Source organism: Streptomyces sp. 2323.1 (assembly GCF_900221035.1).
Lineage (GTDB): Bacteria > Actinomycetota > Actinomycetes > Streptomycetales > Streptomycetaceae > Streptomyces > Streptomyces sioyaensis.
Genome location: NZ_LT907981.1, coordinates 5,461,931 through 5,483,560, shown reverse-complemented (window position 1 = coordinate 5,483,560; position 21,630 = coordinate 5,461,931). Strand labels below are relative to the sequence as shown.

Annotated in this window: 19 protein-coding genes; 7 read left to right on the top strand and 12 right to left on the bottom strand. The window is 71.3% G+C overall.

Going from position 1 to position 21,630, the window contains the following annotated elements; all coding sequences use genetic code 11:
- Window positions 1-401: 401 nt before the first annotated feature.
- The gene (locus CPH93_RS23530) at window positions 402-1,217 is read left to right on the top strand and encodes an HAD family acid phosphatase (protein ID WP_093483170.1); all 816 of its coding nucleotides are present in this window, start codon (window positions 402-404) and stop codon (window positions 1,215-1,217) included.
- Between the two features lie 122 nt (window positions 1,218-1,339).
- Here the strand turns inward: CPH93_RS23530 and CPH93_RS23525 are convergent, their stop codons facing one another.
- Both CPH93_RS23525 and CPH93_RS23520 read right to left on the bottom strand, forming a co-directional pair.
- The gene (locus CPH93_RS23525; protein ID WP_096213994.1) at window positions 1,340-2,245 is read right to left on the bottom strand and encodes a ribonuclease Z; all 906 of its coding nucleotides are present in this window, start codon (window positions 2,243-2,245) and stop codon (window positions 1,340-1,342) included.
- Window positions 2,246-2,255: 10 nt separating this feature from the next.
- Complete coding sequence (locus tag CPH93_RS23520; RefSeq protein ID WP_093483172.1) at window positions 2,256-2,612, bottom strand: histidine triad nucleotide-binding protein; 357 nt, start codon at window positions 2,610-2,612, stop codon at window positions 2,256-2,258.
- A gap of 242 nt (window positions 2,613-2,854) precedes the next feature.
- Between CPH93_RS23520 and CPH93_RS23515 the strand changes: the two genes are divergently transcribed.
- Window positions 2,855-3,283, top strand: coding sequence for an OsmC family protein (locus CPH93_RS23515; protein WP_006605689.1), 429 nt, complete (start codon window positions 2,855-2,857; stop codon window positions 3,281-3,283).
- A 132-nt stretch (window positions 3,284-3,415) separates the two neighbouring features.
- Here the strand turns inward: CPH93_RS23515 and CPH93_RS23510 are convergent, their stop codons facing one another.
- The 4 genes from CPH93_RS23510 to hrcA form a co-directional block, all read right to left on the bottom strand.
- Window positions 3,416-4,159, bottom strand: a complete 744-nt coding sequence (locus CPH93_RS23510; RefSeq protein WP_093483173.1) for a 16S rRNA (uracil(1498)-N(3))-methyltransferase — start codon at window positions 4,157-4,159, stop codon at window positions 3,416-3,418.
- Window positions 4,156-5,247: a nitronate monooxygenase gene (locus CPH93_RS23505; protein WP_093483174.1), complete on the bottom strand. Its 1,092-nt coding sequence runs from the start codon at window positions 5,245-5,247 to the stop codon at window positions 4,156-4,158. The genes CPH93_RS23510 and CPH93_RS23505 overlap by 4 nt, the downstream gene beginning before the upstream one ends.
- Before the next feature lie 96 nt (window positions 5,248-5,343).
- Entirely contained in the window at window positions 5,344-6,480 is a 1,137-nt protein-coding gene (gene dnaJ, locus CPH93_RS23500; protein WP_093483175.1) for a molecular chaperone DnaJ, read from the bottom strand.
- Entirely contained in the window at window positions 6,481-7,497 is a 1,017-nt protein-coding gene (hrcA, locus tag CPH93_RS23495; RefSeq protein WP_093483176.1) for a heat-inducible transcriptional repressor HrcA, read from the bottom strand.
- Window positions 7,498-7,691: 194 nt separating this feature from the next.
- Between hrcA and CPH93_RS23490 the strand changes: the two genes are divergently transcribed.
- Window positions 7,692-8,429, top strand: a complete 738-nt coding sequence (locus tag CPH93_RS23490; protein ID WP_040899284.1) for an MBL fold metallo-hydrolase — start codon at window positions 7,692-7,694, stop codon at window positions 8,427-8,429.
- A 54-nt stretch (window positions 8,430-8,483) separates the two neighbouring features.
- On the top strand, window positions 8,484-9,317 hold the full coding sequence (locus CPH93_RS23485; protein ID WP_096213993.1) for a DUF3097 domain-containing protein: 834 nt from the start codon (window positions 8,484-8,486) through the stop codon (window positions 9,315-9,317).
- Here the strand turns inward: CPH93_RS23485 and CPH93_RS23480 are convergent.
- The 5 genes from CPH93_RS23480 to lepA form a co-directional block, all read right to left on the bottom strand.
- Window positions 9,295-9,873, bottom strand: coding sequence for a Uma2 family endonuclease (locus CPH93_RS23480; protein WP_096215560.1), 579 nt, complete (start codon window positions 9,871-9,873; stop codon window positions 9,295-9,297). The two genes, CPH93_RS23485 and CPH93_RS23480, sit on opposite strands and share 23 nt — an antisense overlap.
- A 99-nt stretch (window positions 9,874-9,972) precedes the next feature.
- Window positions 9,973-11,205, bottom strand: coding sequence for a radical SAM family heme chaperone HemW (gene hemW, locus CPH93_RS23475; protein ID WP_096215559.1), 1,233 nt, complete (start codon window positions 11,203-11,205; stop codon window positions 9,973-9,975).
- Window positions 11,206-11,250: 45 nt separating this feature from the next.
- Entirely contained in the window at window positions 11,251-13,353 is a 2,103-nt protein-coding gene (locus CPH93_RS23470) for a SpoIIE family protein phosphatase (protein WP_443031399.1), read from the bottom strand.
- A gap of 340 nt (window positions 13,354-13,693) precedes the next feature.
- Window positions 13,694-15,583: an AMP-dependent synthetase/ligase gene (locus CPH93_RS23465; RefSeq protein WP_096213991.1), complete on the bottom strand. Its 1,890-nt coding sequence runs from the start codon at window positions 15,581-15,583 to the stop codon at window positions 13,694-13,696.
- A 383-nt stretch (window positions 15,584-15,966) separates the two neighbouring features.
- Window positions 15,967-17,841 (bottom strand): translation elongation factor 4, encoded by a 1,875-nt coding sequence (lepA, locus tag CPH93_RS23460; RefSeq protein WP_093483181.1) that lies wholly within the window; start codon window positions 17,839-17,841, stop codon window positions 15,967-15,969.
- Window positions 17,842-18,227: 386 nt separating this feature from the next.
- Between lepA and rpsT the strand changes: the two genes are divergently transcribed.
- Window positions 18,228-18,494, top strand: coding sequence for a 30S ribosomal protein S20 (gene rpsT / locus CPH93_RS23455; RefSeq protein WP_006605677.1), 267 nt, complete (start codon window positions 18,228-18,230; stop codon window positions 18,492-18,494).
- Between the two features lie 858 nt (window positions 18,495-19,352).
- Entirely contained in the window at window positions 19,353-20,051 is a 699-nt protein-coding gene (locus tag CPH93_RS23450; protein WP_231976934.1) for a hypothetical protein, read from the top strand.
- Window positions 20,052-20,266: 215 nt separating this feature from the next.
- On the opposite strand, the gene holA is transcribed toward CPH93_RS23450, so the two are convergent.
- The gene (gene holA, locus CPH93_RS23445) at window positions 20,267-21,250 is read right to left on the bottom strand and encodes a DNA polymerase III subunit delta (protein WP_096213990.1); all 984 of its coding nucleotides are present in this window, start codon (window positions 21,248-21,250) and stop codon (window positions 20,267-20,269) included.
- A 93-nt stretch (window positions 21,251-21,343) separates the two neighbouring features.
- Here holA and CPH93_RS23440 point away from each other — a divergent pair, with 93 nt between their 5' ends.
- Window positions 21,344-21,610, top strand: a complete 267-nt coding sequence (locus CPH93_RS23440; RefSeq protein ID WP_093483183.1) for a hypothetical protein — start codon at window positions 21,344-21,346, stop codon at window positions 21,608-21,610.
- The last annotated feature ends 20 nt before the right edge of the window (window positions 21,611-21,630 follow it).

Below are 21,630 nucleotides of genomic sequence, written 5' to 3'. Positions count from 1 at the left end.
CCCCTTTCAAAGATCACGTACGGGACCACTGTGGCGCACCGCCACTGAGCCGAGCCTCACCGTACGCGCGGCGGGCCCTCGCGCACAGGACCTCGGCCGGGTCCGTGATCAGCCGCCGTGGGCCGGGCGGCCGCCCGCTTCACCAGCGGGGAACGGCCGGAGCGGGCGTACGGGGCACGCGACGGGCCGGGCTCAGCCGGCCGTCGACGGCTCCTGCGTGGTCTGCGTGGTCCGCACGCTCTGCTGCGGCCCGTCCGGGTCGTCCCCCGGTCGTCAACTCCCGCCAGGCGCCCAGTCTTTACCAACCGTTGAATCTTCGCGCGTAGATACCGATGTGAGGCTCTGTTAGATCTACTGGAGCCGACCTGTGGGTCCGCTCATGACAACTTAAGGAGCCGCGCATGCCCCGCCTCACCCGTTTCCGCACCGCCCTCTCCCGCAGGGCCCGCCTCGGTGCCGCGACGGTCGCCGCCCTGGTCACCGGCACCGCCGTGTTCGGCATCGGCCAGGCCACCGCCGAACACTCCGTGCCGCGCACCGACAAGGAGATCCCCAACCTCACGCAGGTGCAGGACAAGATCAAGGCGTACTACGGCGACACGGTGACGGCGGACGGTCAGCACTACGCCTCCCCGCACAGCAACTACGCACGTCAGGTCCGCGGCATCGAGACCAGGGCCCGCGCCTATCTGACCAAGGCCCTCGACCGGCACGGGCGGGCCCGCGGCACGGCGAAGCCGGCCATCGTGCTCGATATCGACGACACGACCCTGCTCACCTACAACTACGAGCTCCAGGTCGGCTTCCACTTCACCCCACAGAGCCAGGACAAGTACCTCGAAAGCACCGACATGGACCCGGTCTTCGGGATGAACCGGCTGGTCAACTGGGCGCACGACAAGGGCGCCGAGGTCTTCTTCCTCACCGGCCGCAAGGAGGCGCAGCGCACCTGGAGCGTGCGCAACCTCAAGAACGTCGGCTACGGGGTGTCGCTGGACAGCCGGCACGTCTACCTGAAGAACACCGAGCACCCGCCGCCCTACCTGCCGTGCGGCGCCACCTGCACGACCGTCGAGTACAAGTCCGGCACCCGTAAGCACATCGAGTCCCTCGGCTACCACATCGTCGCCAATTTCGGGGACCAGTACAGCGACCTGAGCGGCGGCGCCGGGGACCGCACCTTCAAGCTGCCGAACCCGATGTACTTCCTGCCCTGATCCCGCCTCCGGCCCGCCCGGGCGGGGCGGGCCGGAGAGCGCTGCCCTGAACGGAACGCGGCCGCGGCGACCGGCGCCCCGTTCGCAGACCGGCGCCGCTCGCGATCAGCGCCGTTCCGCCGTCACCGCCGCTTGGGCAGCGGTACCCGCAAAAGGTCCTGGGCAATGGTCAGTTCGCCCGTGAAGCCCGCCGCCCGGGCCTGCCGCTCGAACTCCGTGGGGTCGGCGTAGCGCTGCGAGAAGTGCGTCAGCACCAGATGCCGCACCCCGGCCCGTGCGGCCACCCCTGCGGCCTGCCCGGCGGTGAGGTGACCGTGTTCCACGGCGAGTTCGGTGTCCTCGTCGAGGAAGGTCGACTCGATGACCAGCATGTCGGCCCCCTCGGCGAGCGCATGGACGCCCTCGCACAGCCGGGTGTCCATGACGAAGGCGAACCGCTGGCCGCGGCGCTGCTCGCTCACCTCGTCGAGGGTGACGCCGTTCAGCTCGCCGAGCCGCAGCAGCCGTCCGACGTCCGGCCCGCTGATCCCGTGGGCCGCCAGCCGCTCCGGCAGCATCCGGCGGGCGTCCGGCTCCACGAGGCGGTAGCCGTACGACTCGACGGGGTGCGAGAGGCGGTGCGCCTCCAGGACGTACGACGCCGAGCGGTCCAGCTCGCCGTCGGCGGTCACCGGCCGCTGGATCAGCCGGACCGTCTCCCGGTAGGCGGTGGCATACCGCAGCCGTTCGAAGAAGTGCTCCCCACTGGCCGGATAGTGGGCGGTGACCGGATGCGGCACCCGGTCGAGGTTGATCCGCTGGATCACCCCGGCCAGGCCCAGCGAGTGGTCGCCGTGGAAGTGCGTGACACAGATCCGGTTCAGGTCATGGGCGGCGACCCCGGCGCGCAGCATCTGCCGCTGGGTGCCCTCTCCGGGGTCGAAGAGCAGCCCGTGACCGTCCCACCGCAGCAGATAGCCGTTGTGGTTGCGGTGCCGGGTGGGGACCTGGCTGGCGGTCCCGAGGACGACCAGTTCGCGTACGGACAAGTCGGCCCCGTCAGACCAGACGCTGCAGGTCGCGGCCGCCCAGCAGATGCGCATGGGCGTGGAAGACGGTCTGGCCGGCGCCGGGGCCGGTGTTGAACACGATGCGGTAGCCGGTCTCGTCGACCTTCTCCTCGGCGGCCACCAGGCCCGCCTGGTGCAGCACGTCGGCGGCGATGACCGGGTCCGCGGCGGAGAGCTCCAGGGCGTTCGCGTAGTGCACCTTGGGGATCACCAGGATGTGGGTCGGGGCCTGGGGGTTGATGTCGCGGAACGCGACGGTGGTCTCGGTCTCCCGGACGATGGTCGCCGGCACCTCCCCCGCCACGATCTTGCAGAACAGGCAATCGGCCTGCGGTTCTCCCGCCACCGGTGGCTCCTCCCAGCTCGTCCCCGTACGCACGGTGCGTACGGCCCTCGGATGCTACCGGGCGGCACCCCACGGGGCGCGGCAAGGCCCGGGGCGCAGGCCGCGCGGGGCGGCGGACGGTCCGTACGGGCACCGGACGGGCACCGGACGGGCGGGGCACGGCGGACCGTCCGCGGCGCCCGGTCCGCGGCTCACTAAGCTGTGCCCGGAACGCTTTCGTCCACAACCGGGAGTTTTGCACCATGGCAACCACGCGCACCGCCACGACCCATTGGGAAGGCAACCTCCTGGAGGGCAAGGGCACCGTCGCCCTGGAGTCCTCCAAGGTCGGTACGTACGACGTGAACTGGCCCGCCCGCGCGGAGCAGCCGGGCGGCGTCACCAGCCCCGAGGAGCTCATCGCGGCGGCCCACTCCTCCTGCTACTCCATGGCCTTCTCGCACGGCCTGGCGGGCAAGGGCTACACCGTCGCCGCCCTCGACACCAAGGCCGACGTCACCTTCCAGCCCGGTGAGGGCATCACCGGCATCGCCCTGACCGTCAAGGCCAGCGTCCCCGGTCTGTCGGAGGAGGAGTTCCAGGCGGCGGCGCAGGACGCCAAGGCCAACTGCCCGGTGAGCCAGGCGCTGGCGGGCGTCAAGAACATCACGCTCTCGGCCGAGCTGGTCTGACCGGGCGGCCGGTCACCTTCGCATGAACGGCGGTGCGCCGGCGGGCTCCTGAGGGCCCGGCCGGCGCACCGCTGCGTTGTCAGTGGGCCGTGGCACGATCCTTGCGTGGAGAACAGTCCAGCGCCCGGGGCCTTAGTTCCAGCGCCCCGTGCGTCCCAGCAGCAGTGCCGTCGCCGCGGTGCCCGCGGTGGACGTGCGCAGCACGGTCGTGCCCAGGCGGTAGGGCCGGGCGCCGGCCTCGGCGAAGGTGGCGAGCTCCTCCGGGGAGACGCCGCCCTCCGGGCCGACGACCAGCACGATCGAGCCCTGGGCGGGGAGTTCGGCGGTGGCCAGCGGGGAGCTGCCCTCCTCGTGGAGCACGGCCGCGAAGTCCGCGTCGGCGAGCAGGGCGGCCACCTGCTTGGTCGTCAGCGGGTCGGCGACCTGGGGAAAGGTCAGCCGGCGCGACTGCTTGCCCGCCTCGCGGGCCGTGGCGCGCCATTTGCCCAGCGCTTTGGCGGCCCGCTCGCCCTTCCACTGGGTGACGCAACGCGCCGCCGGCCAGGGCACGATGGCGTCCACACCGGTCTCGGTCATCGTCTCGACGGCCAGCTCGCCGCGGTCGCCCTTGGGGAGCGCCTGGACCACGGTGATCGTGGGCTGCGGCGGCTCCTCGGTGCGCAGCGCGGTGACCGCGACGGTGAGCCGGTCCTTGCCCTCGACGGCGGCGACCGTGCCGTGCGCCCCGGTGCCCCGGCCGTCCGTCAGCACGACCTCCTCGCCGGTCCGCAGCCGGCGCACCGACACCGCATGCCGGCCCTCGGGCCCGTCCAGGGTCAGCGTGCCCCCGGCCCGTACGTCCGCGAGCGAATCGATGAGGAAGACGGGCGCGGTCATGACGCGCTGCCGCCGCTGCCGGGCAGGGTCAATGCGGCGCGCGCCGCGTCCAGTTCGGCCGCCAGCACCTCCACGAGCCGCCCGGCGGGCAGCTCCCGGGCCAGCCGGTGCCCCTGCCCCGCCCACAAATTCATACCCTGGGCATCGCCCGCCTTGGCCGCGGCCTTGCGGACGGTGGAGGTCAGGTAGTGGACGGCCGGGTAGGCGGCCGGTGCGTACGGGCCGTGCTCCCGCATGAAGCGGTTCACCAGCCCGCGGGCCGGCCGCCCGGAGAACGCCCGGGTCAACTCCGTATGGGTGAACAGGGGGTTGGTCAGCGCCTGCTTGTGCAGCGGGTTGGCGCCCGACTCGGGGGTGGCGAGGAAGGCGGTGCCCAGCTGCGCCATGCACGCCCCGGCGGCCAGCACCGCAGCGATCTGCGAGCCGCGCATCAGCCCGCCCGCGGCGATCACCGGGATCTGTACGGCCTCGCGGACCTGGCCGAGCAGCGCCAGCAGCCCCAGCCCCGCGCCGGTCCCGTCGGCATGCGGATCGTCCCGGTGGGTGCCCTGGTGACCGCCGGCCTCCACGCCCTGCACACACACCGCGTCCGCGCCCGACCACTGCGCGGCCTGCGCCTCGGCGGCGGTGGTGACCGTGACGACCGTGTACGTACCGACCTGCGCGAAGGAGTCGAGGACGGCGCGCGAGGGGCAGCCGAAGGTGAAGGACACCACCGGCACCGGGTCCTCCCGCAGGATCGCGAGCTTGGCCTCGTAGCCGTCGTCGACGGGGCCGTCGGTGTCGCCGAGCTCGGTCTCGTACCAGGTGGCCTCGCCCGCGAGTTGCTCGCGGTAGACGTCGACGACGGAGCCGTCGGCCAGGGAGGGCTGCGGCATGAAGAGGTTGACGCCGAAGGGCCGGTCGGTCAGCGACCGCAGCTGTTTGATCTCCTGGTACATCCCGTCGGCGGTTTTGTAGCCGGCGGCGAGGAAGCCGAGACCGCCGGCGCCGCAGACGGCGGCGGCCAGCTCGGGCCCGGATCCGCCGCCCGCCATGGGGGCCTGCACGATCGGGTAGCGGCAGAGATCGGTGAGCGCGGTGGGCATGACCACATCGTGTCACGCCCACCGCCTCGCCCCGCATCGGGGCCACGCTGTGGCGGCGTGCCCGGGGTCCGCTGTCGGACCCCGGCCCACCTGGGCCTATCGCCCGTTGAAGGCGTCCTTCAGACGCGAGAACAACCCCTGCTGCCCGGGCTGGAACTGCCCCGTGGGCCGCTCCTCACCACGGAGCTTGGCCAGCCGCCGCAGCACCTCTTCCTGCTCGGCGTCGAGCTTGGACGGCGTCTGCACCTCGACATGGACGATGAGGTCACCGCGGCCGCCGCCGCGCAGATGCGTCACCCCGCGCTGGTGCAGCGGAATGGACTGGCCGGACTGGGTGCCGGGCCGGACGTCGATCTCCTCGACCCCGTCCAGCGTCTCCAGCGGGCACTTGGTGCCCAGCGCCGCCGCCGTCATCGGGATGGTGACCGTGCAGTGCAGATCGTCGCCGCGCCGCTGGAAGACCGCGTGCGGCAGCTCGTGGATCTCCACATAGAGGTCGCCGGCGGGGCCGCCGCCGGGGCCGACCTCGCCCTCGCCCGCGAGCTGGATGCGGGTGCCGTTGTCGACACCGGCCGGGATCTTGACGGTCAGGGTGCGGCGCGAGCGGATCCGGCCGTCGCCGGCGCACTCCGGGCACGGCGTCGGTACGACCGTGCCGAAGCCCTGGCACTGCGGGCACGGCCGGGAGGTCATGACCTGGCCGAGGAAGGACCGGGTGACCTGCGAGACCTCACCGCGGCCGCGGCACATGTCACAGGTCTGCGCCGAGGTGCCGGGCGCCGCCCCCTCGCCGGTGCACGTCGTGCAGACGATGGCGGTGTCGACCTGGATGTCCTTGGTCGTGCCGAAGGCCGCTTCGTTCAGCTCGACATCGAGGCGGATCATGGCGTCCTGGCCCCGGCGGGTGCGCGAGCGCGGGCCGCGCTGCGACGCGGTGCCGAAGAAGGCGTCCATGATGTCGGAGAAGTTGCCGAAGCCCGCGCCGAATCCGCCCGCGCCCTGGCCGCCGCCGGCCTGCGAGAGCGGGTCGCCGCCGAGGTCGTAGACCTGCTTCTTCTGCGGATCCGACAGGACCTCGTAAGCGGCGTTGATCTCCTTGAACCGCTCTTGGGTCTTGGGGTCCGGATTCACGTCCGGGTGCAGCTCGCGCGCCAGCCGACGGAAGGCCTTCTTGATCTGGTCCTGCGAGGCGTCGCGGCCGACGCCGAGGACCGAGTAGTAATCCGTGGCCACTTACGACTCCGCGAGGATTTGTCCGACGTAACGTGCCACTGCGCGTACCGCTCCCATCGTTCCGGGGTAGTCCATGCGGGTCGGTCCGACCACGCCGAGTTTGGCGACTGCCTCGTCGCCCGAACCGTAGCCGACCGCGACGACCGATGTGGACGTCAGGCCTTCATGGGCATTCTCATGCCCGATACGTACGGTCATGCCCGAGTCCTTGGCCTCCCCGAGCAGCTTGAGCAGCACCACGTGCTCCTCAAGAGCCTCCAGCACCGGCCGGATGGTCAGTGGAAAGTCGTGCCCGAAGCGCGTGAGATTGGCGGTACCGCCGATCACCAGTCGCTCTTCGGTCTCCTCCACCAAAGTCTCCAGCAACACCGACAGCACTGTCGAGACCGTGCCGCGGTCGTCCTGCTCGAAGGACTCCGGGAGATCCTGCACCAACTGCGGCACATCCGCGAACCTGCGGCCCACGACCCGGCTGTTGAGCCGTGCCCGCAGATCCGCCAGGGACGTTTCACCGAACGGCGCCTGGCAGTCGATCAGTCGCTGCTCGACCCGCCCGGTGTCCGTGATCAGTACGAGCATCAGGCGGGCCGGGGCCAGCGCCAGCAGCTCGACGTGCCGGACCGTGGAGCGGGTCAGGGAGGGGTATTGGACGACCGCGACCTGCCGGGTCAGCTGCGCCAGCAGCCGGACCGTGCGGCCGACCACGTCATCGAGGTCGACGGCGCCGTCCAGGAAATTCTGGATCGCCCGCCGCTCCGGGCTGGACAGCGGCTTGACGCCGGCCAGCTTGTCGACGAACAGCCGGTAGCCCTTGTCGGTCGGGATCCGCCCGGCACTGGTGTGCGGCTGGGCGATGAATCCCTCGTCCTCCAGGGCTGCCATGTCGTTGCGGATCGTCGCCGGGGAGACCCCGAGCTGGTGGCGCTCGGTGAGTGCCTTGGAGCCGACCGGCTCCTCCGTCCCGACATAGTCCTGGACGATGGCGCGCAGCACTTCGAGCCTGCGTTCACTGAGCATTCCGCGCACCTCCAGTCCGGCCGTCCCGGCGTCTCGTTCTCCTGGCACTCACACGGGCAGAGTGCCAGGCCCTGAGCCAGTGTACGGCCGGGTAGCACGGCCACGGCAAGGGCGGCCATGCGGAGCACCCGCCCGATGACCGTGTTCGGGCGATCTGCCGGGCAACGCTATCGCGAGGGCGCTAGCGTCTCGGTATGCACACTGCTTGGGAAGAGGCCGGCTGGGAACGGCTTGGTGACGGTGTCGCCAGGCGCCGGATGCCGGGGTGGGACGAGACGATCGGGGTGATCGCGGGGACCACCGGCGTCATGATCGTCGACACCGGTGCGACCCTTCGCGACGGCGCGGAGCTGCGCCGGACGATCCGCGGCGTGCTGGGCCGGGACGTGACGCATGTCGCGCTGACCCACCCCCATTTCGATCATGTGCTGGGCACCGCCGCCTTCGCGGGCGTCGAGGTGTTCGGCGCGGCCGGCCTCGGCGACCTCCTGCGGCGCGGCAAGGACGAGCTGCGGCACAGCGCGGTGCGGCACGGCGTCGACCGGAACGCCGCCGCGGAGGCCGCCGATCTGGTGGTCGCCCCGCACCACCACGTCCACGGCCAGCTGACCGTCGAACTGGGCGAGCGTCAGGTGCTGCTCGCCAACGTCGGCCCCGGGCACACCGCCCACGATCTCGCGGTCCTGGTCCCGGGCCGGCAGGGCGCCCCCGAGATCGTCTTCTGCGGCGATCTGGTCGAGGAGTCCGGTGAGCCCCAGGCGGGCCCGGACGCGCTGCCGCAGCAGTGGCCCGGCGCGCTGGACCGGCTGCTGGCCCTCGGCGGCGAGGACGCGGTCTACGTCCCCGGCCACGGCGCCGTGGTGGACGCCGCCTTCGTCCACGCCCAACGGGACGCGCTGGCGGCCCGCTTCGGCGTCGCCCCCGCTCCCTGACCACTGCCCTTCTGCCCTTCTGCCCGACCCTCTCCTGCGAACAGAACAGGCCCCATGCAGAGCAAGCGCTACAGCCCCGACCTGACCCCGTCCTGGAAGAAGCAGCGGCCGGCCCCCGAGGTACCGGCCGACCCCGATCTGGTCGTCGAGGAGGTGGCCACGGGCTTCTGCGGCGCGGTGATCCGCTGCGAGAGGACGGCCGAGGGCCCGACGGTCACCCTGGAGGACCGCTTCGGCAAGCACCGCGTCTTTCCGATGACCCCGCGCGGCTTCCTCCTGGAGGGCAAGGTCGTCACCCTCGTACGCCCCCAGGGCCGCCCGGCGCCGAGCGCTCCGGTGCGCACGGCATCCGGTTCACTCGCCGTCCCCGGCGCACGGGCCCGGGTCGCGCGCGCCGGGCGCATTTATGTGGAGGGCCGGCACGACGCCGAACTGGTCGAGCGGGTGTGGGGCGACGATCTGCGCATCGAGGGCGTCGTCGTGGAGTACCTGGAGGGCATCGACGACCTCCCGGCGATCGTCCGTGGCTTCTCCCCCGGCCCCGATGCGCGGCTGGGTGTGCTCGTGGACCACCTCGTTCCCGGCTCCAAGGAGTCGCGGATCGCGGCCGAGGTGACCGGTGATCATGCGCTGGTCGTCGGCCACCCGTACATCGACGTGTGGGAGGCGGTGAAGCCGTCGTCCGTCGGGATCCCGGCCTGGCCGTCCGTCCCGCGCGGGCAGGACTGGAAGACGGGGGTGTGCCGGGCGCTGGGCTGGCCGGAAAACACCGGTGCCGCCTGGCAGCGGATCCTGTCGTGCGTGCGCTCCTACAAGGACCTGGAGCCGGCGCTGCTGGGGAGGGTGGAGGAGCTGATCGACTTCGTTACGGCCGGCGGTGGGGCTTGACGCCCTTGAGAGTGCCGAATTCGCTGGTGTCCAGCTCAAGACCGAGCAATTCCAGGGGCACGGGGTCGCCGAACTTGGTGATGCGCTGCACGCTGTAATCGGCTTCTTCGCCCTTTCCGACAGGCTCGGTGAGCAGGACGCACTGGGCCATGATGGGATCGATGATCAGGTAGGCGGGAGCCTTGCCCGCGGCGTAAATCGCGCGCTTGATGCCGTAGTCCCGGTCGACGCTGGTCTTGGAGACGACCTCGATGAGCATCGTGACCACTCCGGTCGGCATGAGCCGCCCGGACTCCGGTACGACACCGCGTTCCAGGACCACAAGATCGGGCTGCGGCTCGCTGTTCTCGCTCAGCATGTCGATGTCCTGCGTCTGAAGCCGGTGCCACTTCTGACGCGGAATCTGGTCGAAGACCGCCTCGACGATCAGGTTGTGGACCAGATCCGGCCCCGCCATCATCACAATTTCCCCCCGGAGGAGCTCCATCTTGATGCCCTCGGGAACCTCAAGGTTCTCGAAGAGCTCCGTCATCCGGCGTTCATCCACAGCGGTCATCTCCATGGCCTCCGTTTCCTGTCGCCGTGTCTACGGCACAGGCTAGGAACAGCCTAGGCGGGGCCGCAGGCCCCTCATATCGGTTCACTCGTTCGAGTCTCAGTCCACCAGATCCCGCACCACCGCGTCAGCCAGCAGCCGCCCCCGGAGTGTCAGCACGGCCCGGCCGGCCTCGTACGGCGCCCGCTCCAGCAGCCCGTCCTCCAGGGCACGGGCCGCTGCCCGCGCCCCCGCCGGGGCGAGCAGGTCCAGCGGGCAGCCGGCCGCGAGCCGCAGCTCCAGGAGGATGCGTTCGACGCGGCGGTCCTCACTGGCGAGCACCTCACGGCCGGCGCCCGGGGAGCGGCCTTCGGCGAGGGCCTGGGCGTAGGCGCCCGGGTGCTTCACGTTCCACCAGCGGACGCCGCCGACGTGGCTGTGGGCGCCCGGGCCGGCGCCCCACCAGTCGGCGCCGGTCCAGTACAGCTCGTTGTGGCGGCAGCGGGCGGCGTCGGTGGTGGCCCAGTTGGAGACCTCGTACCAGCGGAAGCCGGCGGCGGTCAGGGCCTCTTCCGCGAGGAGATAGCGGTCGGCGTGGACGTCGTCGTCGGTCATCGGGACCTCGCCGCGGCGGATCCGGCGGGCCAGCTGGGTGCCCTCCTCGACGATCAGGGCGTAGGCGGAGATGTGGTCGGGGCCGGCGCCGAGGGCGGCGTCGAGGGACGCGCGCCAGTCGTCGTCGGTCTCGCCCGGGGTGCCGTAGATCAGGTCGAGGTTGACGTGCTCGAACCCGGCGGCGCGGGCCTCGGCGACGCAGGCTTCGGGACGCCCCGGGGTGTGCGTACGGTCGAGGATCTTCAGGACGTGCTGCCGGGCGCTCTGCATGCCGAAGGAGACGCGGTTGAAGCCGCCCGCACGCAGTTCGGCGAGGTAGCGGGGGTCGACGGACTCCGGGTTGGCCTCGGTGGTGATCTCGGCGCCGGGCGCCAGGCCGAATTCCTCGCGGATCGCGGCCAGCATCCGGGCGAGGTCGGCGGCGGGCAGCAGGGTCGGGGTGCCGCCGCCGACGAAGACCGTCTCGACCGGGCGCGGGTCGTCGCCCAGCACCTTGCGGGCCAGCCGGATCTCGTCCACGACGGTGTCGGCGTAGTTGTCCCGGGAGGCCAGGGCCCCGCCGGAGCCGCGCAGCTCGCTCGCGGTGTAGGTGTTGAAGTCGCAGTAGCCGCAGCGGGTCGCGCAGTACGGCACATGCAGGTAGAAGCCGAGGGGCCGCCCGGCCGCCCCCGCCCGCGCATGACCGGGCAGCGCCCCGTCCTCGGGCATGGGCTCACCATCAGGCAGTGCGGAAGGCATGACATCCATTGTCCGTCATGCCGCGGCCGGCCTCGTTCCCCCCGGTTACGGGGCCCCGCTCCCCGCCGCCTGGAGCACCAGCAGGGCCAGGTCGTCGTCGGGCGGGGTCGGGCCGAAGGCGTGGACGGTGGTGCGGAGGTGCTCAGCGAGGGCGGTGGCGTCCAGGCCCACGCCGGCCGCGAGGGCGGTGGCCAGGCCGTCCTCGTCGTCGAAGAGCCGCCGGCCGGAGCGCCGCTCGGTCACCCCGTCGGTGACGCACAGCAGGGTCTCGCCGGGGCGGAGGTCGAACGATTCGCTGACGTACGACGCGTCCTCGACCACGCCCAGCAGCATCTGCGGCGCCGCGACACAGCGGACCACGCCGTCCGTGCCCAGCACCAGCGGCAGCGGATGGCCGGCGCTGGCGAGGGTGCAGCGGGCGCCGCGGGAGCCGCGGGAGTCGCCGGGGTAGGGGACGATCTCGCCGTAGAGCAGGGACAGGAAGCGGGCCTGTTCGCCCTCCACGCGGATCTCGACGGGCGCCTCGGCCCCGGCCCCGGCCGCCGCCACCGCGGCCGCGACCGCCGCGACCGAGTCCGCGGCCTCCCGCGCCATGGTCTTGTTGAGCCGGTCGAGCACCGCCGCGACGCCGAAGCCGTCGCGGGCCAGCAGCCGCAGCACCGGCCGGGCCAGCCCGGTCACCGCGGCCGCCTCGGGCCCGCTGCCGCAGACATCGCCGAGGGCGAAGCACCAACGGCCGTCCCCGGCGTCGAAGAGGTCCCAGAAGTCGCCGCCCGCCCAGGCGCCCTCCCGCGGCTCGTAGACCACCGCCGACTCCACACCGGGCACCTGCGCCCGCCCGCAGGGCAGCAGCCGGCGCTGCAGGACCTGGCTGATGCGCTCCTGCCGGCTGTAGGCGCGGGCGGTGGCGACGGCGCGGGCGACCCGGCGGCCCAGGTCCTCGATCAGCGCGACCACCGCGTCGGGGAAGGCGGGCAGTCCGCCCCGGCCGAGCAGCAGGGTGCCCAGCCGTCGGCCGCCGGCGACCAGGGGGCAGGCCAGCACGGCGCCGGGTCCGTCGTCCTCCCCCGCTCCGTGCGCCCAGGGCCAGCGGACCGGGACGGGTGCGCTGCCGGACAGGCCACTGCCCGCAAGATCCGGCGGCTGCTTCTCCAGCGCCGCACGCAGCGGGTCGATACTGCCCTCGGAGGTGTGCCAGACACCGGCGAGCCGCTGCTCCTCGCCGGCCGGTGCGAGGCCCCGGCCGGGCGCCCCGCCGTCGCCGTCGCAGAGCCACACGGCACACCATTCGGCGAGCCGCGGCACGATCAACTGGGCCGCGAGGGCGGCGACCTGGTCCGCGTCGAGCTGGCCGGAGAGCAGGTCGGAGGCCTCGGCGAGGAAGGAGAGGGCGCCGTTGTCGACCCGGCCGGAATCGTGATCCGGCCGGACGGCCCGGCGCGGCGCGGGGGCGAGGAGCTCCGCCGCCCGCAGCTCGCGCTGCAACAGCCGGTCGTCGAAGGCGAGCTCCGGCTCCAGCCGCCCGGCGTCGTCCGCGGCCCCCAGGGGCAGCCGGAACCAGACGGTCTTCATGGCCCGGCGGTAGGTGATGCCCCAGGATTCGGCGACCGCGCTGATCAACTGGAGGCCGTGGCCGCCGGTTTCGGAGGCGGCGCTGTCGTGGCGGGCGCGGATCGGCTGGGTGGGGTGGTGGTCGGAGACCTCGATGAGGATGCCGGGGCCGGGAGCGCCGTCGAGGCCCGCTCCGGCGGCGGCTTCCGTGTACGGCACCCCCGGAGCGGACCGCTCGCCGTTGCGGCCCCCGTACGGCTCCGGGCCCGGCCACTGCGCGCCCTGCGGGTCCAGCCGGCAGCGCAGCTCGACGGTGGTGCCCGCGTGCACCACCGCGTTGGTCACGAGTTCGCTGACCAGCAGCTCCGCCTCGTCCGCGAGCCGGCTGGTCAGCCACTGGGCACCGGGAAGTTCCTGAGCGGCCCAGTCGGCGAAGGCGGACCGGACCAGCCGCCGGGCGGCGGCAGCGGCCCGCGGATCACCGGGCAGGCTGGCCCGCAGGAAACGGGGTGCCGGACCGCCGCCGGGCTGGCCGGTCATCGTCGTGCGCGCCGCTGTGACGTCGTCGTCCCGTGGAGACGAAGTTGTCGTCCTCATTGAGCAACTCCCGAGCAGCTCCGCTACAGCGCCGGATGCGCCAACAACAGAGTGACAGAACGAGCGCAGTCATAAGCACTGAGTCACACAAGTGGGTGGTCATGCCGTCCAATTCGGCTGACGCACCGAGGGAGTTGGCCGACGCGTGCAGCGGCGCCCGGAAACCCATCTGGACGAGGGCAGCGGGGACCACGGTTCCCACCACGGCCGACTTCACCCATACGGGTGCGGCGGCACGGGGCGGGCGGGGTGCGGCGGTACGGGACAGGCCGGGTCGCCGCCCCCCGCCCGGACCGGCCCGGCCCGCCGCACCGCGGCCCCCTGGCCCGCCGCACCGCGGCTACGATTCGCGCGAGCCGGCGTACATCTCGTCGAGCAGGCCCTTGAACGCCCGCTCCACCACCGGCCGCTTGATCTTGAGGCTGGGGGTCACCTCACCGTGCTCGATGTCCAGGTCACGCGGCAGCAGCCGGAACTTGCGGATCTGCTGCCAGCGCTGGAGCCCTTCGTTGACCCGCTCGACATAGCCGTCGACCAGCTCGCGGGCCTGGTCGGTGGCGACGACCTCGGCATAGCTCTTGCCGGCCAGGCCGTGTTCCGCGGCCCAGGTCATGATCGTCGGCTCGTCGAGGGCGATCAGCGCGGTGCAGAAATTCCGGTTGGCGCCGTGCACCAGGACATTGGAGACGAACGGGCAGACCGCCTTGAACTGGCCCTCCACCTCGGCCGGCGCGATGTACTTCCCGCCCGAGGTCTTGATCAGGTCCTTCTTGCGGTCGGTGATCCGCAGATAGCCGTCCGGGGAGAGCTCGCCGATGTCGCCGGTGTGGAACCAGCCGTCCTCCTCCAGGACCTCGGCGGTCTTGTCCGGCAGGCCGTGGTAGCCCTGCATGATGCCGGGGCCGCGCAGCAAGATCTCGCCGTCCTCGGCGATCCGCACCTCGGTGCCGGGCAGCGGCTTGCCGACCGTGCCGGTGCGGTAGGCCTCGCCGGGGTTGACGAAGCTGGCGGCGCTGGACTCCGTCAGGCCGTAGCCCTCCAGGATGTGGATACCGGCGCCGGAGAAGAAGTAGCCGATCTCCGGGGAGAGCGCGGCCGAGCCGGAGACCGCGGCGCGCAGCCGGCCGCCGAACGCCTCCCGCAGCTTGGCGTAGACGAGCGCATCGGCGATCTTGTGCTTGGCGCCGAGGGCGAAGGGCACCGAGGCGTTGCCGGTGCGGCGGAAGTTGTCCTGCGAGACCTTGGCGTGCTCGCGGGCCACCTCGGCCGCCCACTGGAAGATCTTGTACTTGGCGCCGCCACCCGCCCGGGCCTTGGCCGCCACACCGTTGTAGACCTTCTCGAAGATCCGCGGGACGGCCGCCATGTACGTGGGCCGGACCACCGGCAGATTCTCGATGATCTTGTCGACCCGGCCGTCGACGGCGATCACCTGGCCGGTGGCGATCTGCCCGGCGGTCAGCACCTTGCCGAAGACGTGCGCCAACGGCAGCCAGAGGTACTGCACATCGTCCTCGGCGACCAGTCCGGTCGCCTGGATGGCGCGGGCCATGTACGACCAGCAGTCGTGCGGCAGCCGTACGCCCTTGGGGCGGCCGGTGGTACCGGAGGTGTAGATCAGCGTCGCCAGCTGGTCGGCGCGCAGCGCGGCGACCCGCTCCTTGACGCACTCCGGGTCGCTCTCCAGATGGGCGGTGCCGCGCTTCTCCAGCTCGGACAGCGTGAGGACCCAGTCCTCGGGGTCCTCGGCGGAGGGCTGGACGCCGGTGTCGTCCATGACGACCACATGCGCCAGCTCGGGCAGCTCCGCACGCCGCTCGCGGGCCTTGGCCAGCTGTCCGGCGTCCTCCGCGATCAGCACCCGGCTGCCGGAGTCGGACAGGATGTAGGCGGTCTCCTCGGCGTTGGTGCTGGGGTAGACCGTGGTGGTGGCGGCGCCGGAGCACAGCACGCCGAGGTCGGCGAGGATCCATTCGACGCGGGTGTTGGCGGCGAGCGCCACCCGCTCCTCGGGGCGCACCCCCAGGGCGATGAGCCCGGCGGCGACGGCGTAGACGCGGTCCGCTGCCTGGGCCCAGCTGATCACCTTCCAGTCGTCCGGCCCCTGTCCCGAGGCCGGCGGGACGGGATAGCGATAGGCCTCGATATCGGGCGTGGCCGCGACCCGCTCCAGGAAGAGGTGTGCCACCGAGGGCGGCCGGTTTTCGATCAGCGTGTGGGTGTCCGTCACGGCGTCCTCCGGGGCCCGCTTCGTTGCTGGTGACTCGCGAGTAACCTTGAGCAGAGATCAGAGTAAGGCGCGAGGCGCCGCCGCGTAAGGGGCTGTGGACGACTCGTTCACGATGTGACCTGCACGATAGGTGTACGTAGCACCCGCAATGCCCGATAGTGCGCCGCCCCGGCCCCCGCACCGCGCCCACCTGGCAGAACGGATCACACCGCCCCGGCAGCGGGCTCCACACCCCTTCCACATTCTCTCCAGGATTCCTCCCTGGATCCCTTCCGCCATGCATCCGGAAAGACGGCAGGGCGCCGGCCCCCGAGGAGACCGACGCCCTGCCGCGCGCGGCCGCTTCCGGCCGGGCGCCACGCCTTACTGCTGCGTACTTCTTCTTACTTCTTCGCCTTCGCGTCGCCATCGGAGTCCGAGGACAGCACCGCGATGAAGGCCTCCTGCGGGACCTCCACGCTGCCGACCATCTTCATCCGCTTCTTGCCTTCCTTCTGCTTCTCCAGCAGCTTCCGCTTACGGGAGATGTCACCGCCGTAGCACTTGGCGAGGACGTCCTTGCGGATGGCGCGGACCGTCTCACGGGCGATGACCCGGCTGCCGATGGCGGCCTGGATCGGCACCTCGAAGCTCTGCCGCGGGATCAGCTCCCGCAGCTTGGCGACCAGCCGCACGCCGTACGCGTACGCCTTGTCCTTGTGGCAGATCGCGGAGAACGCGTCGACCTTGTCGCCGTGCAGCAGGATGTCGACCTTCACCAGGTCGGCGACCTGCTCGCCGGTGGGCTCGTAGTCCAGCGAGGCATAGCCACGGGTCTTGGACTTGAGCTGGTCGAAGAAGTCGAAGACCACCTCGGCGAGCGGGAGGGTGTAGCGGATCTCGACCCGGTCCTCGGAGAGGTAGTCCATGCCGAGGAGGTTGCCGCGGCGGGTCTGACACAGCTCCATGATCGCGCCGATGAACTCGCTGGGCGCCAGGATCGTGGCCCGGACGACCGGCTCGTGCACCTTGTCGATCTTGCCCGTCGGGAACTCGCTCGGGTTGGTGACCTCGTGCTCGGCGCCGTCCTCCATGTCCACGCGGTAGACCACGTTGGGGGCGGTGGCGATCAGATCGAGGCCGAACTCGCGCTCCAGGCGCTCGCGGATGACCTCCAGATGCAGCAGGCCCAGGAAGCCGACGCGGAAGCCGAAGCCGAGGGCCGCGGAGGTCTCCGGTTCGTAGACCAGCGCGGCGTCGTTGAGCAGCAGCTTGTCCAGCGCGTCGCGCAGCTCGGGGTAGTCCGAGCCGTCCAGCGGATACAGCCCCGAGAACACCATCGGCTTGGGGTCCTTGTAGCCGCCCAGCGCCTCCTCGGCCCCCTTGGAGAGCTGGGTGATCGTGTCACCCACCTTGGACTGCCGGACGTCCTTCACACCAGTGATCAGATAGCCGACCTCACCGACGGACAGCCCGTCGGCGGCCTTCATCTCCGGCGAGTTCGTGCCGATCTCCAGCAGCTCATGAGCGGCGCCGGTCGACATCATCTTGATGCGCTCGCGCTTGCCGAGCGTGCCGTCGACGACCTTCACGTACGTCACGACGCCGCGGTAGGCGTCGTAGACCGAGTCGAAGATCATCGCGCGAGCGGGGGCGTCCTTGACGCCGACCGGGGCCGGCACCTCACGGACGACCTTGTCCAGCAGCTCGGCCACGCCGACGCCGGTCTTGGCGGAGACCCTCAGCACGTCCTCGGGGTCACAGCCGACCAGATTGGCCAGCTCGGCGGCGAACTTCTCGGGCTGCGCGGCCGGCAGGTCGATCTTGTTGAGGACGGGGATGATCGTGAGGTCGTGCTCCATCGCCAGGTAGAGGTTGGCGAGCGTCTGGGCCTCGATGCCCTGAGCGGCGTCGACGAGGAGGATGCAGCCCTCACACGCGGCGAGCGAGCGGGAGACCTCATAGGTGAAGTCGACGTGGCCCGGGGTGTCGATCATGTTGAGGATGTGGGTCGTGCCACTGCCCTCTTCCCCCTCGGAGGGGGCCCAGGGCAGCCGGACCGCTTGGGACTTGATCGTGATGCCGCGCTCGCGCTCGATGTCCATGCGGTCGAGGTACTGCGCGCGCATCTGCCGCTGGTCGACGACACCGGTGAGCTGGAGCATCCGGTCGGCGAGCGTCGACTTGCCGTGGTCGATGTGCGCGATGATGCAGAAGTTACGGAGGAGGGCCGGATCGGTACGGCTCGGCTCCGGCACGTTCGTAGGGGTCGCGGGCACGCAGGGTCCATTCAGTGAACGCGGGTAGGCGGGACTCGGGTATATGACGTCTCCCCCCATGGTCCCATGCGCGACGGCCTCGGTCCGGTTTGGGCGGGGCGGGGAGGGGGGCGAGGGCTTCCGGGGCGTGCGGGAGGGCGGGTCGGGGGGCTTCTGAGGGCTGGGGCTGCTGGAAGGCTGGGGCTGCTGGAGGGCTCGGGCTGCTTCAGCGCCCGGAGGGGGCGCCCTGGCGAGGGGGCGGGCAGCCCGGGCAGGCCGGACGGACGGCAGGTCCGGCCCGGTTTGGGAGGCCGTAGACCCTGCTGGTAGCCTGGTCCACTGCGCTTCGTGCCCTCTCTCGTACGAGGCGCAACTCGAAACTCCAACGAACCTGAAAAGGCTCTTTCGTGGCGAACATCAAGTCCCAGATGAAGCGGATCAAGACCAACGAGAAGGCTCGTCAGCGCAACAAGGCTGTCAAGTCCACTCTGAAGACCGCGATCCGTCGCACCCGCGAGGCCGTGGAGGCCGGTGACCTGCAGAAGGCAGCCACCGCCCAGGCCGAGGCGGCCAAGAAGCTCGACAAGGCCGTCAGCAAGGGTGTCATCCACAAGAACGCCGCCGCCAACAAGAAGTCGGCGCTGGCCAAGAAGGTCGCGACCCTCAAGGGCTGACCTTCCCCCGGACGAAGGTCCTCGGCCTGTCCAGGCCTGAATCTTCATCCACCCGCAGCATCTGCAGTACCTCTGCCGACAGGGACCCAGCGGCCCCTCTCTCCGCTCCCTGACCGGTGCACCACCGCGCCGCACACGGCCTGCGTTCGCCACGCGGGTGCGGCGCACCCGGCTCACCCGGCGTACACCGCCGACGAAGCCACTCTCGCTTGAGACGAAGGCCCCGCCTCCCCCTTCCCCAGGGATGAGGCGGGGCTTTTGTCGTGGGTGGGGGTTGTGGGCTTGGGGTTGTGGGATCCGGGTGGTGGGGTTTGGGTTGCGGGATTTGCGTTACGGGGTTTGCGTTACGGCCGTCGTTCGGGGTTTGCGCTGGGAGTGGGATTGCGAGCCTCCGTTGGGTGCGGCTTTCGCCGGGCGGGGCATTCTGTGCGGGATTTGTCGCGGCGGATTCGATACGGGGGTTTCCTGCGTGGGCATTTGTGCGGGGGATTCGCGTGAGGGCCATGAGGTAAGGGATCTGCCGTGGGATTCCCGTTATTGCGGCGCTCTTGTATGCGGGGCGCGGCCGGTACTCGTCGGCTCGGCGGCCGTCGGAAAAATCTGCTTCGCAGAGCCGGTTCTGTTTTCGGTGATGTCCGCTAATCTTCGGCCATGTCCATATCGGGGGAACAAAACAATCCATACTCCCAGCCACCGCCCCATCCCTACGGTCAGGTGCCCGCGCCACAGAATCCGGTGCCCCCGCCGCAGAATCCGTACGCACAGCAGCCCCCGCCACAAGGGCCGGGCGGCGGATACGGCTATCCGGCAGCCGGCATACCCTCGCCTCCTCCGGGGCCACCCGGCACACCCGTAGGGGTGCCCGGCACTCCTGAAGGTGCGGGCCGCACCAAGGCCGGCTGGCTCTGGGCGATCGGCGGCGCCGTCGCCGCCTCCGCGATCTGGGCCTCCGTGCTGTTCGCCACCGGCAGCTTCTCCGACGAGCCCAGCCCCGACCTGGCGGGATACGGCTACAGCGGCGATCTGTGTGCGGACACCTCGCTGACCCCGTTCGAGAACGCCCACTTCAAGACCAAGGCGAGCACGTCCTCCAAGGACGCCAACCCGCAGCACAGCGGCGCCCAGCTGAACACCATGGACACCATGTCGTGCAACGTCTCGCTGGAACCGGCGAACGCCAGCAGCGCCGACTACTCCTCGACCTGGATGTACAACACCGTCACGCTGCACAAGAAGACCGACCCGGCACCGGAGTTCGCCGACAGCTACCGCTCGTACGAGAAGCAGGAGACCTCGACCCGCTACACGGTCGAGAACGTACCGGGCATCGGTGACGAGGCCTACCTCGTGACCCGGAGGGACGACGGCAGCTCAAGCAACAGCTCGTATGTGATCCTCGCCGTCCGGGACGGCTGGGTGACGTACCAGTCGACGTGGTCGAGCTATGCGTCGAGCAGCAGCACGGCCAGGCAGCCGACCTCCAACGAGGTGGCGACGATGCTGAAGACCAGCGCGACGGAGACGCTCAAGCGGCTGCAGAGCACGCGGTCGCGATAAGCAGTCGCGAGAAGGATCGCCAGAAGGGTCGCGGTGAGCGGTCGCGCGAAGGGGGCCCGGCAGGACGCGGCGGGCCGGCGGCGGCCCCGCGGCTCGTCGGGTGCCGCCCGTGCCGCGTCCCCTGCCGTCCATGGCGCCCGAGCCGCCCGAGCCGCCCCCGGCCCTCGGTGCGTGGCCGTACCGCCGACCGCAACGCGCCGCGCGCCACCGCTCCTTCAGCGCGAACGGGCCGCCCGGGCGATCGCCACGACGGCCTTCTCCAGGGCGTACGCCGGATCGTCCCCGCCGCCCTTGACGCCCGCATCGGCCGCCGCCACCGCGCGCAGCGCCGTGGCCACGCCGTCCGCCGACCAGCCGCGCATCTGCTGGCGCACCCGGTCGATCTTCCAGGGCGGCATGCCCAGTTCGCGGGCGAGGTCGCCGGGGCGGGCGCCGCGCGGGGCGGAGGCGAGCTTGCCGATGGCGCGGACGCCCTGGGCGAGCGCGCTGGTGATCATGACGGGGGCGACGCCGGTGGAGATCGCCCAGCGCAATGCCTCCAGCGCCTCGGCGGCCCGGCCCTCGACGGCGCGGTCCGCGACGGTGAAGCTCGACGCCTCGGCCCGGCCCGTGTAGTAGCGCGCGACGACGGCCTCGTCGATCATGTCCTCGACATCGGCAACCAGCTGCGAACAGGCCGACGCCAGCTCCCGGAGATCGCTGCCGATCGCGTCGACCAGCGACTGGCAGGCCTCGGGCGTCGCCGAACGTCCGAGCGCGCGGAACTCGCCCCGGACGAAGGCCAGCCGGTCGGCCGGCTTGGTCATCTTGGGGCAGGCGATCTCCCGCGCGCCGGCCTTACGGGCGGCGTCCAGCAGGCCCTTTCCCTTGGCGGCGCCGGCATGCAGCAGCACCAGGGTGATCTCCTCGGCGGGCGAGCCGAGATACGCCTTGACGTCCTTGATCGTGTCCGCGGACAGATCCTGGGCGGCCCGCACCACCACGACCTTGCGCTCGGCGAACAGGGAGGGGCTGGTCAGTTCGGCGAGGGTGCCGGGCTGCAGCTGATCGGGGGTGAGGTCACGCACATCGGTGTCCGCGTCGGCCGCCCGGGCAGCCGCCACCACCTGCTGCACCGCGCGGTCGAGCAGCAGGTCTTCCTGGCCCACCGCGATCGTGACGGGGGCGAGCGGGTCGTCGTGAGCTGTCTTCCTGGCCATCGCGGTCCAGCATCCCACGCCCCACTGACAACCGGCCTCGGACCGCCGCACCCTGCCGGTTCGGACCGCCCTCCGCTGTCGGACAATGGCCAGGTGAACGATGCTTCCCCACACCCACGACACGTACGGCATGTGCTGGTACTGCCCGATCGCGACGCAGCGGAGGAGGTGGCCGAAGCGCTGACGGAGCGCTTCGGTCTCGCCGAGGAACCTCAGCTCGTACGGGACGCCCTGGCCGGTGAGGACGACGCCGAGGACGCGCAGTGGCTGGTGGTGGTCGAAGACCCGGACGCCGTCCACGACCCGGAGCAGCTGCACGACCTCGCGGCGGAGCACGAGGGCTGGCGCGAGGCGGAGTGACATCCCGCGGGGCGGAGTGA

Bases quoted from the DNA above. Each gene is read 5' to 3' on its own strand.
- CPH93_RS23530 (WP_093483170.1), top strand. From the start codon at position 402: ATGCCCCGCCTCACCCGTTTCCGCACCGCCCTCTCCCGCAGGGCCCGC.
- CPH93_RS23515 (WP_006605689.1), top strand. From the start codon at position 2,855: ATGGCAACCACGCGCACCGCCACGACCCATTGGGAAGGCAACCTCCTG.
- CPH93_RS23510 (WP_093483173.1), bottom strand. From the start codon at position 4,159: ATGACCGCGCCCGTCTTCCTCATCGATTCGCTCGCGGACGTACGGGCC.
- CPH93_RS23505 (WP_093483174.1), bottom strand. From the start codon at position 5,247: ATGCCCACCGCGCTCACCGATCTCTGCCGCTACCCGATCGTGCAGGCC.
- hrcA (WP_093483176.1), bottom strand. From the start codon at position 7,497: ATGCTCAGTGAACGCAGGCTCGAAGTGCTGCGCGCCATCGTCCAGGAC.
- CPH93_RS23490 (WP_040899284.1), top strand. From the start codon at position 7,692: ATGCACACTGCTTGGGAAGAGGCCGGCTGGGAACGGCTTGGTGACGGT.
- CPH93_RS23485 (WP_096213993.1), top strand. From the start codon at position 8,484: ATGCAGAGCAAGCGCTACAGCCCCGACCTGACCCCGTCCTGGAAGAAG.
- CPH93_RS23480 (WP_096215560.1), bottom strand. From the start codon at position 9,873: ATGACCGCTGTGGATGAACGCCGGATGACGGAGCTCTTCGAGAACCTT.
- hemW (WP_096215559.1), bottom strand. From the start codon at position 11,205: ATGCCTTCCGCACTGCCTGATGGTGAGCCCATGCCCGAGGACGGGGCG.
- CPH93_RS23470 (WP_443031399.1), bottom strand. From the start codon at position 13,353: ATGAGGACGACAACTTCGTCTCCACGGGACGACGACGTCACAGCGGCG.
- holA (WP_096213990.1), bottom strand. From the start codon at position 21,250: ATGGCCAGGAAGACAGCTCACGACGACCCGCTCGCCCCCGTCACGATC.